Origin of the sequence: Iodobacter ciconiae, from assembly GCF_003952345.1 — a bacterium.
In the GTDB taxonomy this organism is placed as follows: Bacteria; Pseudomonadota; Gammaproteobacteria; order Burkholderiales; family Chitinibacteraceae; genus Iodobacter; species Iodobacter ciconiae.
Window position 1 is genome coordinate 1,651,918 of the sequence record NZ_CP034433.1, and the last position, 15,735, is coordinate 1,667,652.

The following is a 15,735-nucleotide window of genomic DNA, read 5'->3' on the forward strand; positions in this document are numbered from 1 at the left end:
CACAACTAACCGCAATACCCCACTGGTACAAGATGATATGCAGCAAGGAATACCCATGACCAAGCAGGAAATATTCGAGCGCCTTAGCACCATTTTGCAAGAAACTTTTGATACCGAAGCCAGCAAAATCACCCCTGAAGCGCGCCTCTATGAAGATCTGGACATCGACAGCATTGATGCGGTCGATCTTATCGTCAAACTCAAACCAATCGCGGGTAAACGCCTGCATCCTGATGCATTTAAAGCGGTACGCACCCTGCAAGATGTAGTCGATGCACTCCATGAGCTGATACAAGAAAAACCTGCAGCTTAACGATGCGCAGCTTTATTTTAGGGATTCTTACCCTCGCTTACCCTGCACTGATTTATCTGGGAATGAGCCACTTTCAGCCCAGATGGCTGGCACTCCTGCTAGTGGCCATGGCACTGACACGTGCCTTGCTTACTAAAGATAAAATCTGGCTTATTGCCGCCTCGGGCGCTGCTTTACTGGCTGTCATCAGCTTTATGAGCAATCAACTGATGCCGCTCAAACTTTATCCCGTATTGATCAATGCCGTGCTCTGCGCGGCATTTGCGCTGACACTCGCCTATCCACCCAGCGCCATAGAGCGACTGGCCCGTTTGCGCGAGCCCGATCTACCAGAGAGCGGTATTCTGTATACCCGCCGGGTGACACAAGTCTGGTGTGGTTTTTTTATTTTCAACGGCTGCGCGGCTCTAATCACCGCGTTCTGGTCGGATGCAGCCTGGGCTATTTACAACGGATTGATTGCCTACCTGCTAATGGGTGCGCTCTTTCTGGGGGAATGGATCATCAGGCAACGAATTAGAGCCGCTTATGACTGATTTTATTTCACTGGATAACCTGCTGTTTACCGGCAGAGCATCGACCCACCCCGTGGCAAAAAATGCAGCACAAGTTATTGACTTTGATCGCTTTAGCAAAGACGTTGCCCGCTGGCAACAGGCATTTAATCTGCACGGCGGCACACGCTTTGCTCTGTACTTTAACGATAGCACCTCCTTTGCAGCTGCACTTCTAGGGGCCTGGCATGCCGGTAAATGTGTTTACCTACCGGGAGATACCTTACCCACCACACTACAAAAACTACAGGAAACAGTGGATGGCTTTGCTGGCGATATTCCAGGCTCACTCCCCCCTAGCTCCGAGCCAACCAGCCCCAACACAAAATGGAAAAGGTTGAATTTAAACAGCGTAATACTGGTGATTTATACCTCTGGCAGCAGTGGCGAGCCATGCGCCATTCCTAAAAAATTATCTCAGCTGGTCAGCGAAACTGTGGCACTTGAATCCTGCTTTGGCAAGCAATGCACCGGGGCCACCGTACTGGCTACCGTGTCCCATCAGCATATATACGGGCTTTTATTCAAGGTTCTGTGGCCACTTTCGGCCGGGCGATCATTTGACACAAGCAGACTGGTATTTCCAGAAGATATCTCGGCCAGCCTGGCTACCTGCGAACACCAGGGTATTGCAGCCATTCTGGTTGCCAGCCCTGCCCATTTAAAGCGTCTGCCGGAGCAGCTTAGCTGGCATGCACAATCTTTACTCGCAATATTCTCTTCGGGTGGCCCTTTGCCAACAGAAGCCCTGCCAACTTGCCGCACATTACTGGGCAGCGCCCCGATTGAAATCTACGGCAGCTCGGAAACCGGTGGTATTGCCTGGCGACAGAGACAGCAAGACCACCACTCAGCCTGGCAAACACTGCCCGGCATCACTATCCGGGTAGAAAACGAAATCCTCTATTTACGCTCTCCCCATCTTAGCGACAAGCAATGGCAAGTCAGTAATGATCGTGTCGCCCTCACACCCCATGGTTTTGAGCTGCTCGGGCGCAATGATCGCATTATCAAAATCGAAGAAAAACGCATTTCACTCAATGCAATGGAGCAGGCACTGCTTGCTACCTCGCTTCTTAATGATATACGGCTTATTGCCCTGCCCGGCACCCGGCTTGAGCTCGGCGTAATCGCCTGCCCAAATGCAGCAGGCTGGCGTCTGATAGATGAGCAAGGCAAACGCGCACTGAATCAGGCCTTACGCAATGCCTTGGCAGACTCGATCGATGCCAGTGCCCTGCCACGCCGCTTTCGCTATGTCCGGGCACTGCCCGGCAATACTCAGGGCAAAACAACCTACGCTGCACTACTGACCCTTTTTGACCCGCGCCGTCCCGACGCACGCCTGATCGAGCAGAACAAAAATACGGCACTGCTGGCGATAAATGTCAGTGCTAGCTCTCCCTTTTTTGATGGTCATTTTAACAAAGCCCCCATCCTGCCCGGCGTGGCTCAGCTCGATTGGGCACTTTGCCTGGCACGAGAGCTCTTCGAACTACCTGCGATGTTTTTACGCATGGAAGTACTCAAATTCCAGCAGATTATTCCTCCCCATAGCCAGATCCAGCTTGAGCTAAAAATACTCAGCAAAGAAACTGAGACCATACTGACATTTAAGTTTTTATCTACTGCAGGCACACATGCCAGTGGCCGGATTATATTAGGAAACCCCATATGAAAACCTACAGGGGCACACCTGCATTCAATTTGAGAATCACCCCATGAAAATCTGTGTGGTGATTCCTGTTTATAACCATGGCGAGGCCATTACCGCAGTGGTCAACGCGGTACATGGCCATCATTTGCACTGTATTTTGGTAGATGATGGCAGCAATGCAGACTGCGCTGCGGTATTAGATCGGCTGGAAAAAAAAGGACACAACACCTCCCTTGTACGGTTACAGCAAAACCAGGGAAAAGGCGGTGCGATGATTGCAGGACTGCGTTACGCGTATGATCTGGGTTACAGCCATGCCTTACAAATCGATGCCGATGGCCAGCACAACGCTGCGGACATCCCGACTTTTATTGCATTAGCCAGGCAAAACACCCAGGCCTTGATTTTCGGCTACCCTGTTTATGATAAAAGTGTACCCAAGGCGCGTTTCTATGGCCGCTATGCAACCCACATCTGGGTATGGATCAACACCCTTTCACTCGCAATTAAAGATTCGATGTGCGGTTTTCGCATCTACCCGCTCGCCCCCACCATTGCCCTGCTTAACAGCTGTCATATTGGCAGGCGCATGGATTTTGACATCGATATCGCAGTGCGCCTGTGCTGGCGTGGCATACCGATTATCAACCAGCCAACCAGAGTCACTTACCCCAGTGACGGCATTTCCCACTTCAAAGCCCTGCTCGACAATGTGCTGATCTCTCGCATGCACGCCAAGCTCTTTATCGGGATGTTGCTACGCTCGCCACGCCTTATCTGGAGAAAATTTTTCTCGTGAGCCCATCTCCACAAAATACAGCAAAGCCACCACCGCAACACTGGGCAGAAATAGGCGAGAAAACCTTTATCACAGGCATCTGGCTGCTTTTCTGGGTACATAAGCTTCTGGGACGCTGGCCATTCCGGCTTTGCCTTTATCCGGTCATTGCCGCGCAATGGTTAAGCCGCCCCGCACTACGCCACGCATCGATGCAATATTTGCAACGGCTAGAAGCTGCAACAGGCGCGCTAGGACATACCCCATCGTGGCAGGACAGCTTAAAACACCTTGCTCTTTTTGCTGAAACCATACTGGACAAACTTCTGGCTGTTTCTGGTCGCTATCATTTCAGCAATGTCAGAACCGAGGGCCGGGAAACATTTTACGCCACCGCAGAGCAGGGTTTAGGCGGCATTATTATCACCGCCCATCTGGGCTGCCTTGAGCTATGCCGTGCCATGGCGGAGGACACCGGCAAAATTCGCCTCAATATTCTGGTACACACACAACATGCCAGGCGATTTAACCAGCTATTAAAGCAGCTTAATCCGGGCAATGACTTGCAGCTGATCGAGGTCTCAGAAGTCGGCCCTGCAACCGCCGTTTTACTCTCGGAAAAAATTACTGCAGGTGAATATATCGTAATTGCAGGCGATCGCATTCCGGTGTTTGCCAGCCAGACCGTACAAGCCGATTTTTTAGGGCATAGCGCACCTTTTCCGGCAGGCCCCTACATTCTGGCCAGCCTGTTGAAATGCCCGCTCTATTTACTAGGTTGCATCCATGAGGGGCACGGTTACAACATCCACTTTGAAACACTGGCCAGTAGTGTGATTCTACCCCGCAAACAACGCAACGAAGCCATGGCAGGCTATGCCGCGCAGTACGCACAGGCACTCACAGCGCTACTCAAACGCTCACCCTACGACTGGTTTAACTTTTTTGCCTTTTGGGATCAGACACGTGACAAACACTAAACCTGCCATCACCTTTGATGGCACACGATTATGCATCGAAGACATTGTCACCCTTTCCCGGCAAAAAGCCTCTGCCCAGCTTTCCGGCACACCGAAGTTTCGTCAGCGCATTCAAAAAGGTGCCGATTTTTTAGACCGTTTACTGCGTGAAGACGGCGTGATTTATGGGGTAACCACCGGCTACGGCGATTCTTGCACCGTCGTTATTCCACCCGAGCTGATCAGCGAGCTGCCGCATCATCTTTACACTTATCACGGCTGCGGTGCCGGGCGTTTTTTAACGCAGGAAGAAACCCGTGCCGTACTAGCCACGCGGCTGGCTTCTTTATCGCAAGGTATGTCGGGCGTCAGCATTGCCCTGCTTGATCAGCTGGAAACATTACTTAAACACGACATCCTGCCGCTGATTCCGGCCGAAGGCTCGGTCGGGGCCAGCGGCGATTTAACGCCATTGTCTTATGTGGCTGCAGTACTCTGCGGCGAGCGGGAAGTGATGTATCGCAATGAACGCCGCAATGCCAGCGATGTATTTGCCGAGTTAAAAATCCAGCCGCTGCGCCTGCGTCCCAAAGAAGGCCTGGCCATGATGAATGGCACGGCGGTGATGACCGCTCTGGCTTGCCTGGCCTGGCAACGCGCCGATTATTTATGCAGGCTGGCTGCTAGGCTGACCGCAATGAATGTGGTAGCCAGCGCCGGCAATAGCCACCATTTTGATGAAACACTGTTCGCGGTTAAACCGCACGCCGGCCAGCAAGCAGTGGCGGCGCGTATTCGCAATGATTTAACCAGCCAGCAGCCCAGCCGCAATGATGAACGGCTGCAAGACCGTTATTCGCTGCGCTGCGCACCGCATGTGATTGGTGTACTGGAAGACGCGCTACCGTTTTTCAGAACACTGATCGAAAACGAGCTGAACAGTGCTAACGACAACCCAATTATTGATGCCGAAAACGAGCGGGTGTTGCACGGAGGGCATTTCTACGGTGGCCATATCGCTTTTGCCATGGACAGCCTGAAAAACACCGTGGCTAATCTGGCCGATTTGCTCGATCGCCAGCTGGCACTACTGGTAGATACCCGCTTTAATCACGGCCTGCCGTCTAATTTATCCGGCTGCACCGGTCCGCGCGCGGCGATTAATCATGGCTTAAAAGCGCTGCAAATCAGCGTATCTGCCTGGACAGCCGAAGCACTAAAGCAAACTATGCCAGCCTCGGTATTTAGCCGCTCTACCGAATGCCACAATCAGGATAAAGTCAGTATGGGCACGATTGCAGCCCGGGATGCCTTACGTGTGCTCGAGCTGACCGAGCAAGTAGTCGCCGCCATGTTGATTGCCGCCCGCCAGGGCATTACCTTGCGCCGCTCTGTCGATCAGAACTTACAGCTTCCCGCTGCACTTGCCACCATGCAGGCTGATCTGGAAAGCCGCATCCCACTACTGGTAGAAGACCGAGCCCTGGATAAAGAACTGCAAGCGCTAATTTCAGACATTCGCACACAAGCCTGGGTGCTCTATGCAGACTAATCCTCGCCTTAGTATCGAAATCCCGCTAAGCCCGGCATTCCATGATCTGGACCCGATGAATATCGTCTGGCACGGCAATTATGCCAAATATCTGGAGATCGCCCGCTGCGCCCTGCTCAGTCAATTTAATTACGACTACCCACAGATGAAGGCATCCGGCTACGCATGGCCGATTGTGGATATGCGGTTGAAATACGTAAAACCTGCCAGCTTTGGTCAGCAGCTGATCGTGCGGGCCGAAATTGTTGAGTGGGAAAGCCGCTTGAAAATCAACTACCTAATTAAAGATGCCGTCAGCGGGCAGAAAATAAATCAGGCCTATACCATACAGGTGGCTGTGGATATGAATACAAGTGAAATGCAATATATCTGCCCAGCCATATTATGGGAGCGGCTTGGGGTGGAGGAGCCGCAGTGATGTTCGATCGTTTTACTAGTGCCTTCGGCACAGTATTTAGGGCGGGTGTCCCCCGCGTGGGACTCACTTTTCTTGAACGTCCAAGAAAAGTAAGCCAAAGAAGGCCGCCCCGGTATTTCGCCCTTGCTTTGCAAGGGTTCCCTCTCTGCGGACAGCGGCGGCTGCGGGACTCGCTTCGCTCAAATATCCTCACCGAAACCCCGCCCCGCTTGTTCCTCGCTCGGCGAAATACAGGGGACCCAAAAAGCCCCTGTGCAACGATTGCAGAATCTATTGCTTGGATTGGAAGCCGGTACAAAACAACAACCGTAATCAATTTGTTTACGATCTTCCTGCTCTCTATTTTTGCCCTCAGCAGCCATGCCGCTGACTTAGCAGTCAGCGTGAAAGAGCGCCTGGTTCAGCCCGAGGTTTTGCGCGGGGATTTTGAGCAAAATAAACAGGTAAGCGGCTTTAAAAAACCTTTAGTGTCGCGCGGGGATTTTTTGGTAGCGCGAGACTCGGGTGTGCTTTGGCGTACCCAAACCCCTTTTGCCAGCACGCTTAAACTAAGCCGCGATGAAATTGTGGCCAAGCAAGAAGGTGCAGTGACTTTCCGTTTGAGCGCCAGCAAAGAACCATCGGTGCGGATGATTAATGGTCTGCTGTTTTCTTTGATGAATGGTGATGTCAGTAGTCTGGGTGAGCTATTTAAGATTGAAGGCAGCGTAAGCGGCAAAGCATGGCAGCTGACACTTACTCCCAGGCAAGCTGCCTTGGGAAAAATCATGCGTAAGATCGAGCTGTCAGGGGATCAGTTTGTGCGCCGTATTTTGCTGGATGAAGCCAGTGGCGATCAAACGCTGATACGCTTAAGCGCACAAAACACCGAGCCTGCCAAACTCAGCAAAGATGAGCGTATCCGTTTTGAGTAATCAGGCATCTATCCGGCTACTGGCCAAAATCTGGCTGGTGATCGTACTCGGCTTTATCGGCCACAATATTTATCTGTGGTCTGGCCATTTACAGCTGGATACCGACATTCTGGCCATGCTGCCGCAGGATGAGCGAGACCCGACGGTGCAAAACGCCACACGGCAACTCAGCGATTCGGCAGCCAAACGCGTGGTGGTAGTGATTGGCGGGCAGAATTGGGAAAGCGCACTGGCAGCCACAGATGCCTACGCCGCAATCCTGAAAAACAGCAAGCTGCCGCTTAACCTGCGCTACAAAATAGGCGATGAAAGCGCATGGCTCAGCTTTTTTATTCCCTATCGCAATCAGCTGCTTAGCGCCGCCCAACGCCAGCAATTAGCAAGCAGCAGTATTGATCAACTGGCGCAAGGTGCCGTGGCAGCGCTTTATCAGCCCGGCATCGGCATGCCCCGCTTTGGCGAATGGCAGGATGATCCGCTGAATTTACTCGGCGCATGGCTGGGTGAGCGGGCTGCAGAAAGCAAAGTCCGTATCCGTGACGGGCGCTTATCGCTGATGTCTTCGTCCTCATCCGGCGAGGCATTCTATATTTTGCTGACGCTGGAGCAACAAGATTCGGCGTTTTCAATTAAAGCGCAGCAAGCACTGATTCCGGTGCTGGATGCAGCCAAAGCGGCTGCTCTGCAAACCCAGCCTCAAATAGAAGTGTTAAGCGTCGGCGTTCCCTTACATGCGGCAGCGGCAGCCAGCCAGGCCGAACGCGAAGTGCACACTATCGGCATTGGTTCGATGGTCGGCATTGTGCTGCTCACGGTATTTGCCTTCAGCGCCATCCGGCCACGCATTTTAGTGACCCTCTCGATTGCTATCGGCCTGCTTGCAGCGATTTCGGTGTGCAGCTTACTGTTTGGCCGCCTGCATTTAATCACGCTGGTATTTGGGGCAAGCTTAGTCGGCGTGGCCGAAAACTACGGCAGCAATTATTTCAGCAGCCGCCAGGGCCGCCCTGCAGCAGAGCGCTGGACCATGCTTAAAGCGCAAGCGCCGGTAATGTGGCTGGCGATGCTCACCACCGCCATTGGTTATTTACTGCTGGCACTCACCCCTTTCCCTGGTCTGCGGCAAATCGCCGTTTTCTCCGCCACCGGCCTGCTAGCGGCTTTTGTGACCGTGATGTGGTGGTTTCCACTATTTGATAAAGGGGAAATGAAGCACACCCGCTTGTCCAACTGGATAGGCACACGCCGCGCGCTCTGGCCCCACCTTGGGTGTAACCGTTTAACGCTACTGTTTGCCATCGTCGTTGCCACCGTTTTGCTGGCAGGCGGCTTAGCTATTAAAAGCAATGACGATGTACGCCTCTTGCAAAGCTCACCGCCCGCCCTGATCGCTCAGCAAATAAAAGTCAGCCAGTTACTGGATTTACCCAGCCCGGCACAATTTTATTTAATTCGCGGTGCAAGTATTGAATCCGTTTTACAGCAGGAAGAAGCGCTGAAGGCCAAACTTGTACCCCTGATTGCCAAGGGCAGTATCAGCGGCTATCAGGCCATCAGCGACTGGGTGCCCTCAGCGGCACAGCAAACTAAGAATCAGGCACTCATTAAAAGTGTAGTTTTTGGCCAGCAAGGCGTGCTGGCCAAGGCGGGCAGCGCTTTGGGGGAATCGCTGACGCCATCATTCAAACCCTCCCAGCCACTGATAATTGCCGACTGGCTGGCCGCGCCCGTTTCAGAACCGCTGCGTCACCAATGGCTGGGGCGTTTTGAAAACGGCTACGCCAGCGTAATCTTGCTGCGCGGCGTAAGCAAACCTGTGCAACTGGCCGAGCTGGCGGCGCTAGCCCCCGGCGTGGCAGGTGTGCGCTGGGTAGACAAAGTGGCTGAAGTTTCCACCGTTATGGGCCGCTACCGCGTGCTGATGGCATGGGTGATTGCACTCAGCTACCTATTGGTTTTCGCTGCGCTAAGCTACCGTTTTGGCAAGCAGGCATGGCGGGCACTGCTGCCCACCTTGCTCGCCAGCACTTTGGCCTTAGCCATTCTGGCGCTACTCGGCCAGCCCTTGCAGTTATTTAATATTCTGGCGCTATTGCTTATTTTAGGCATGGGCGTGGATTACGGGATTTTCCTGCTGGAAAACCCTGATCGCCATGCAACAAGGCCGTTTCTGTCGGTCACACTAGCTGCGGCTTCCACGCTACTTGCATTTGGTTTACTCGCCCTATCCGCAACCCCCGCCCTGCATGCTTTTGGCCTGACCATGCTGCTGGGTATTGGTTTTTCCTGGTTACTCACCCCGGCATTTATGCCTTAAAGCTTGTGCACCATCGAAATGATCGGTGTACTGATGCGTATTTTCAGCTTTAGCCTCGTCAGCTGGCTGGGGCCCGCCAGTCCCTTTATGTTTGTCTGGAGCCTGAATACCACCGACGCCATTATGTTGGCATGGTGCTCTGCACTAAAACGAGATGTTGCTTACATCTTGCTCAATGGCTTTTGGATTATGATTGGCCTGATTGGAATATTAAAAGCAGGGCTGTTTATTCACTAATACCGAGTGGTTAAGCCAATACTTTAGAGAGAGAAATACAATGCGTATAGAACAGACAGAAATACTAATTATTGGCGCTGGCCCTTCCGGCTCGGTGGCAGCAGGATTATTACGTAAGCAAGGCCGTCAGGTACTGATTATTGAAAAAGAAGTTTTTCCACGCTTTTCGATTGGTGAAAGCTTATTACCGCAAAGCATGGAATACATCGAAGCGGCAGGATTTTTGCAAGATGTGATCGAGGCTGGCTTTCAGCATAAAAACGGCGCTGCCTTTGTACGCGGTGAGCAAGCCACCACCTTTGATTTTCGCGATAAATTTTCCCAGGGCTGGGGCACAACCTACCAGGTGCAGCGCGGCCATTTTGACCACATACTGGCCAAAGGTGCAGAAAAAGCAGGTGCGGTGATTCGCTACCAGGAGCAGGTCACTGCCATTAATTTAGATGGCGATCACCCCCTGGTTACCGTGCAATCGGCAGCTGAAACCTACCAAATCAGCGCCCGGTTTTTACTTGATGCCAGCGGTTTTGGCCGGATTCTTCCTCGCCTGCTTCAGCTGGAAATCCCGTCTAGTTTCCCGGTCCGCGGTGCTTACTTTACCCATATCGAAGATCATATTTCAAAAAATGACTTTGATCGCAATAAGATTTTAATCAGCGTACACCCTGAGCACCATGATGTATGGTTCTGGACCATTCCCTTCTCTAATGGCCGCTGCTCGCAAGGTGTAGTTGCCAGACCGGAATTTCTGGAGAGATATCAGGGCAATGAAACCGAGCGTTTACAAGCTATTATCGCAGAAGTTCCTACCCTTTCTACTGTACTGAAAAACGCCGTATGGGATACCCCGGCCCGTCAGCTCAGGGGTTATTCCGCCAACGTCAGCACCTTGCATGGCAAGGGCTTTGCCTTGCTGGGCAATGCAGGCGAATTTCTGGACCCGGTATTTTCCAGCGGCGTCACCATTGCAGTAAAATCTGCAGCCCTTGCCGCAGCGGCAATTGAGCGCGAATTTGCCGGTGAAGCAGTCAACTGGCAAAGCGATTATGCCGATCCGCTCAAAAAAGGTGTTGATGCTTTCAAAACTTTTGTAGAAAGCTGGTATGAAGGTGGCTTCCAAGATGTCATTTTCCATCAGGAACAATCATCTGATATACGCCGGATGATCTCAGCCATTCTGGCAGGCTATGCTTGGGATTTAAACAACCCTTATATAGAACAGCCCAGACGCTTAAAAACGCTGGAGCAATTGTGCGAGGCCTAATCGCCCTGCTTGCTTTGCTTGGTGGCTGCGCAAGCGAAGCCACCAAGATGAACTTGCCCGCTTTACACTTAGCCCCGGCGGCCTTCGGAGGATCAGTCACTCTCACACAAAGGCTAAGTGTAACACCTCTACCCGCAGGCGGTGCCCTGCCCAAGAATCTGGATGCCTTACTGGAAATCGATCCGGAGCAAGTCCAGCTGGCAGGCTTTGCCCTGGGACAGCGTATTTTAACGATAAGCTGGAATGGTCAGTCACTAACAAGTAATCGTCATGCCCTGTTGCCCAAAGAAGTAGACGAACAACGTGTGCTGCGCGATGTACAACTGGTTTACTGGCCGCTAGCAGCAGTTCAGGCAGCTCTGCCTGCTGGCTGGGTACTGAGCGAAGAAGGCAATATCAGAAAGCTGACGCTAGATCAGCAAAACACTATCACCGTTCGCTACCACGCTACGCCTCGCTGGGCGGGGCAAGCAGAATTGGAAAACAAGTTGGAGCACTACCGGCTGGTCATTGATTCAAAAGAAACACCTTAACCCCTAAGATCTGTAAGCACAGAGAACGGTGAGCACACGGAGCCCCCAATAAAGTTTTTCTCAAGATATCCCTCTGTACTGCTTTTTTAAACTCCGTGTTTTCTGTATCCACAAACCTAAGGTTTTTAACAGGAATAAATCTTTTGTTATTTCATAGCCTTACACGATGAGTATTTATTTAAACCAGCTTGGTATTGTTTGCGCGCTGGGCAGTGGCATCGATGATGTACGTCAGGCTCTGTTTGCCGATACGCCTAGCGGGGTTGAGCCTTATGCCTGCCTTGGAAAAACATTACATCTGGGAGCAGTTACAAGCGAGCTTGCTTCACAAGAGGCCCTGCCACCCATGCTGCACAGCCGCAATAACGCACTACTACTTACTGCACTGGCACAAATTCGCCCCGCAGTAGATACAGCAATTGCCCGCTTTGGCGTAGAACGGATTGGCGTGGTTTTAGGCACCAGCACATCAGGCATTGGTGAGGCACAAGCTGCGATTGCCCAACACCAGGCGACGGGCCAACTACCCTTGCATTTTCATATTGCCCAGCAAGAGTTAGGCTCGCCCGCTACCGCACTTAGTAGTCTGCTCGGGCTTGCTGGCCCGGCAATGGTTATTTCCACAGCCTGCTCTTCCAGCGCCAAAGCGATGGCCAGTGCAGCAAGGCTGCTCAATGCAGGAATGTGCGATGCGGTGATTTGCGGCGGTGTGGATTCGCTGTGCGATTTCACCGTTGCTGGTTTTTCGGCGCTGGAATCGGTCAGTGCTGAGCGCTGCCAGCCCATGAGCATTCATCGCAGCGGCATTAATATTGGCGAAGGCGCCGCACTGTTTCTGATAAGTAAAGATTTAATGCAAGAAAAAAACACCGTGGCGCTACTAGGCTGGGGGGAAAGCTCGGACGCACATCACATTTCAGCACCCGCGCCGGATGGCAAAGGCGCAAGCACCGCCATGCAGGCAGCGCTCCACCGTGCAGGCCTGCAGGCCTCCGATATCGATTACATCAATCTGCACGGCACGGCAACACAGCAAAATGATGCCATGGAAAGCCTTGCCATTAACCAGGTGTTTGGCGGACAGACTCCTTGCAGCTCGACCAAACCCTTAACCGGCCACACACTGGGTGCGGCCGGTGCCATTGAAGCGGCCATCTGCTGGCTTACCCTCAGCGGCAATCCCACAGGGCAACTGCCCCCTCACTGGTGGGATGGCGCAAGCGACCCGGCAATTACCCCTCTGGCGCTGGTAATGCCCGGGCAATGCACAGACACGCCACTGCAATATGCACTCAGTAATTCCTTTGCATTTGGTGGCAGCAATGCAGTCCTTATTTTTGGAAAAAAACATGCAGCCGATTGAATACTCCATCAGCGAGATCGTGCCGCACTCGGGCAGGATGCTTTTGCTCGATCGCGCCATCGCCGGGGACGGCACGCATTTTGAATGCGAAGTGACCATCACCGCAGACAATCTGTTTTTCACCGGCACAGGCGTGGGTGCATGGGTTGGTGTTGAATATATGGCGCAAACCGTTGCCGCATGGGCTGGCTGGCAAGCAAAATTAGCCGGGCAAGTACCTAAAATCGGCTTTTTACTGGGCAGCCGGCGCTACAGCTGCAACGTAAGCGAATTTACCCTGGGCCAGGTGCTCAGCATCAGGATCAGCAGAGCCTTTCAGGCCGATAATGGCCTGGGGCAGTTTGATTGCCAGATTTTGATTGAGCAGCAGGAAGTTGCCCTGGCCGCACTCACCGTATTTGAGCCACTGGATGCCAGCGCGTTTTTAGCGGAGCACGCGGGGGGGGGGTAAAACGGAACAAGGGCTTTGCAAAGCACAAAAACCAAATCTTGAACAATAGAGGCCACAGGGAACACTGAGCTTCACGAAAGAAAGCATTTTAACTGAACTATTTATTGGGTTTTGAGTTGTTCCAACCTCAGTAGATAGATTTTATCGCGACTCTCTGCATGGAGCTTTTAAATCCCCTTTAAACACGCCGTAGCGAGGAACAAACGGGGCGGGGTTTCGGCAAGGGAAGGAGGATCCAGCCAATCCCGCCCGCCGCCGACTCGATTGTCCACAGCGAAGGGGCCTTCGTGCTTCGTGGGGGCGCCTTCTTTTGGTTCTTTTCTTGGCGAAGCAAGAAAAGAACGCCCCGCGGTGGCTACCGCTCCAAAATAGACGTGCCGAAGGCACTAAAAAGATAATAACTGCGTAACATCAGTTAAAAATTAAAATAAACAAAGAGAAGCAAGTAATGAGTAACAAAACAATTCTGGTCACAGGTTCCAGCCGGGGTATAGGACATGCCATTGCCTGGCGGCTTGCCAAGGATGGCTTTGATATCATACTGCATTGCAAAAGCCGCATTGACGCCGCAACAGCTATCGCTGCCGAGATCACCGCCCTGGGCCAGAACAGCCGTATTTTACAATTTGACGTGGCCAATCGCGCCCAGAGCGCAGAAGTATTACTAGCCGATATCGAAGCGCACGGCTGCTACTACGGCGTAGTTTGCAATGCGGGCATTGCCATGGATAACGCCTTCCCTGCCATGCCAGGTGACGACTGGGATGCGGTGATTCATACCAATTTAGATAGCTTTTACAATGTACTGCATCCGCTCACCATGCCCATGGTGCGGCAAAAAAAACCTGGCCGTATCGTCACTTTATCATCTGTTTCGGGCCTGATCGGCAATCGCGGACAGGTAAATTACAGCGCGGCCAAAGCGGGGATTATCGGAGCAACTAAGGCGCTGGCGGTAGAATTGGCCAGCCGAGCCATCACCGTAAACTGCGTGGCTCCCGGCTTAATTGATACCGAAATGGTGGATGAGCACGTTTTAGAAGAAGCACTGAAAATCATCCCGGCCAAACGCATGGGCAAACCTGAAGAAGTCGCCGCAGCAGTCAGCTTTTTAATGTCGGAAGATGCTGCCTATATCACACGTCAGGTGATCTCAGTAAATGGAGGATTGGTAGGATGAAACGCGTTGTAATTACCGGCATCGGTGCCATCAGCCCGCTTGGCCACGATTGGAAAACCGTAGAAGCCGCACTGAAAACAGGAAAAAATGCCATCCAGGTGATGCCTGAGTGGCAGGTTTTTGAAGGGCTGAATACCCAGCTTGGAGCGCCTGCCGCGCCATTTGAGCTGCCCGCTCACTACAATCGTAAAAGCACTCGCAGCATGGGCCGCGTGGCCCTGATGGGCACACGTGCCAGCGAGTTAGCGCTAATTGATGCCGGTCTTCTGGATGATCCGCTGGTCAAAAGCGGCCAGATGGGGATTTCTTATGGCTCATCGGCCGGTACGCCCAAAGCCATTGGTGACTTTGGCCGCATGATGGCAGAAAAATCTACCGAAGGCATCAGCGCCACCACCTATATCAAAATGATGTCGCATACCGCAGCCGTGAATATCGGTGTATTTTTTGGTATTACCGGCCGCATCATTACCACCTCCAGTGCCTGTACCTCTGGTAGCCAGGGCATCGGTTATGCCTATGAGGCAATCAAATTCGGCAAACAAATTGCCATGCTAGCGGGTGGCGCTGAAGAGCTGGATGCCACCGAAGCGGCTGTTTTTGACACCCTGTTTGCGACCAGTGTCCAAAACACCACCCCCGAAGCCACGCCCCGCCCTTTTGACACTAAACGCGATGGGCTGGTGATTGGCGAAGGCGCAGGTACGCTGGTGCTGGAAGAGCTGGAACACGCACTGGCGCGCGGCGCGCATATCTATGCAGAAATCGTCGGCTTTGGCAGCAATAGCGATGGCACACATGTAACCCACCCCAATGCCGCCACCATGGCCCAGGCCATTCGCCTGAGCCTTGAAGATGCAGCGCTGCAGCCCGTTGATATCGGTTATATCAACGCCCACGGCACTGCCACCGACCATGGTGATATCGCCGAATCCCATGCCACACTGGCGGTATTTGGCGCACAAACGCCAATCAGCTCGCTCAAAAGCTATATGGGCCACACCCTTGGCGCTTGTGGAGCATTGGAAGCGTGGATCACTATCGAAATGATGAACAGCGGCTGGTTCGCCCCTACCATCAACCTGACAGAGCCTGATGAGCGCTGCGCCCCACTAGATTACATCACAGGCACAGGGCGAGCCATTGAATGCAATATTGTCATGAGCAATAACTTTGCTTTTGGCGGGATGAATACATCGCTGATTTTTAAGCGTTGGGGTTAAGGTAAAAAAGTTCTGCAGACAC

Annotated in this window: 16 protein-coding genes; all 16 read left to right on the forward strand. The window is 52.6% G+C overall.

All coding sequences use genetic code 11. The features are described 5' to 3' along the window. Window positions 1-55 precede the first annotated feature (55 nt). The 16 genes from EJO50_RS07260 (at window position 56) to EJO50_RS07335 (ending at window position 15,713) form a co-directional block, all read left to right on the forward strand. A complete protein-coding gene (locus EJO50_RS07260; RefSeq protein WP_125972856.1) occupies window positions 56-313 on the forward strand; it encodes an acyl carrier protein in 258 nt (85 codons plus the stop codon). A 2-nt stretch (window positions 314-315) separates the two neighbouring features. Beyond that, the gene (locus tag EJO50_RS07265; RefSeq protein WP_125972858.1) at window positions 316-849 is read left to right on the forward strand and encodes a COG4648 family protein; all 534 of its coding nucleotides are present in this window, start codon (window positions 316-318) and stop codon (window positions 847-849) included. Next, window positions 842-2,545, forward strand: coding sequence for an ApeI family dehydratase (locus EJO50_RS07270; RefSeq protein WP_125972859.1), 1,704 nt, complete (start codon window positions 842-844; stop codon window positions 2,543-2,545). Before EJO50_RS07265 ends, EJO50_RS07270 begins: the two co-directional genes overlap by 8 nt. Before the next feature lie 43 nt (window positions 2,546-2,588). Continuing rightward, a complete protein-coding gene (locus EJO50_RS07275; RefSeq protein WP_125972861.1) occupies window positions 2,589-3,323 on the forward strand; it encodes a glycosyltransferase family 2 protein in 735 nt (244 codons plus the stop codon). Then, the gene (locus tag EJO50_RS07280; protein WP_206434473.1) at window positions 3,320-4,282 is read left to right on the forward strand and encodes a lysophospholipid acyltransferase family protein; all 963 of its coding nucleotides are present in this window, start codon (window positions 3,320-3,322) and stop codon (window positions 4,280-4,282) included. Before EJO50_RS07275 ends, EJO50_RS07280 begins: the two co-directional genes overlap by 4 nt. Further along, window positions 4,269-5,813: an HAL/PAL/TAL family ammonia-lyase gene (locus EJO50_RS07285; protein WP_233702189.1), complete on the forward strand. Its 1,545-nt coding sequence runs from the start codon at window positions 4,269-4,271 to the stop codon at window positions 5,811-5,813. Before EJO50_RS07280 ends, EJO50_RS07285 begins: the two co-directional genes overlap by 14 nt. Beyond that, entirely contained in the window at window positions 5,803-6,231 is a 429-nt protein-coding gene (locus EJO50_RS07290; RefSeq protein WP_125972867.1) for an acyl-CoA thioesterase, read from the forward strand. Before EJO50_RS07285 ends, EJO50_RS07290 begins: the two co-directional genes overlap by 11 nt. Window positions 6,232-6,548: 317 nt before the next feature. Continuing rightward, the gene (locus EJO50_RS17145; protein WP_164521448.1) at window positions 6,549-7,145 is read left to right on the forward strand and encodes an outer membrane lipoprotein carrier protein LolA; all 597 of its coding nucleotides are present in this window, start codon (window positions 6,549-6,551) and stop codon (window positions 7,143-7,145) included. Beyond that, the gene (locus EJO50_RS07300) at window positions 7,123-9,462 is read left to right on the forward strand and encodes an MMPL family transporter (protein ID WP_125972871.1); all 2,340 of its coding nucleotides are present in this window, start codon (window positions 7,123-7,125) and stop codon (window positions 9,460-9,462) included. Before EJO50_RS17145 ends, EJO50_RS07300 begins: the two co-directional genes overlap by 23 nt. A gap of 33 nt (window positions 9,463-9,495) precedes the next feature. Then, window positions 9,496-9,699, forward strand: coding sequence for a hypothetical protein (locus EJO50_RS07305; protein ID WP_125972873.1), 204 nt, complete (start codon window positions 9,496-9,498; stop codon window positions 9,697-9,699). A gap of 40 nt (window positions 9,700-9,739) precedes the next feature. Beyond that, on the forward strand, window positions 9,740-10,963 hold the full coding sequence (locus EJO50_RS07310; protein WP_125972875.1) for an NAD(P)/FAD-dependent oxidoreductase: 1,224 nt from the start codon (window positions 9,740-9,742) through the stop codon (window positions 10,961-10,963). Next, entirely contained in the window at window positions 10,951-11,496 is a 546-nt protein-coding gene (locus EJO50_RS07315) for a DUF3261 domain-containing protein (RefSeq protein ID WP_125972877.1), read from the forward strand. Before EJO50_RS07310 ends, EJO50_RS07315 begins: the two co-directional genes overlap by 13 nt. Window positions 11,497-11,662: 166 nt before the next feature. Beyond that, window positions 11,663-12,859, forward strand: coding sequence for a beta-ketoacyl-ACP synthase (locus EJO50_RS07320; RefSeq protein ID WP_125972879.1), 1,197 nt, complete (start codon window positions 11,663-11,665; stop codon window positions 12,857-12,859). Further along, window positions 12,846-13,310, forward strand: a complete 465-nt coding sequence (locus EJO50_RS07325; protein WP_206434474.1) for a hotdog family protein — start codon at window positions 12,846-12,848, stop codon at window positions 13,308-13,310. Before EJO50_RS07320 ends, EJO50_RS07325 begins: the two co-directional genes overlap by 14 nt. Window positions 13,311-13,758: 448 nt before the next feature. Then, window positions 13,759-14,490, forward strand: coding sequence for a 3-oxoacyl-ACP reductase FabG (fabG, locus tag EJO50_RS07330; protein ID WP_125972883.1), 732 nt, complete (start codon window positions 13,759-13,761; stop codon window positions 14,488-14,490). Next, on the forward strand, window positions 14,487-15,713 hold the full coding sequence (locus EJO50_RS07335) for a beta-ketoacyl-ACP synthase (protein WP_125972885.1): 1,227 nt from the start codon (window positions 14,487-14,489) through the stop codon (window positions 15,711-15,713). Before fabG ends, EJO50_RS07335 begins: the two co-directional genes overlap by 4 nt. The last annotated feature ends 22 nt before the right edge of the window (window positions 15,714-15,735 follow it).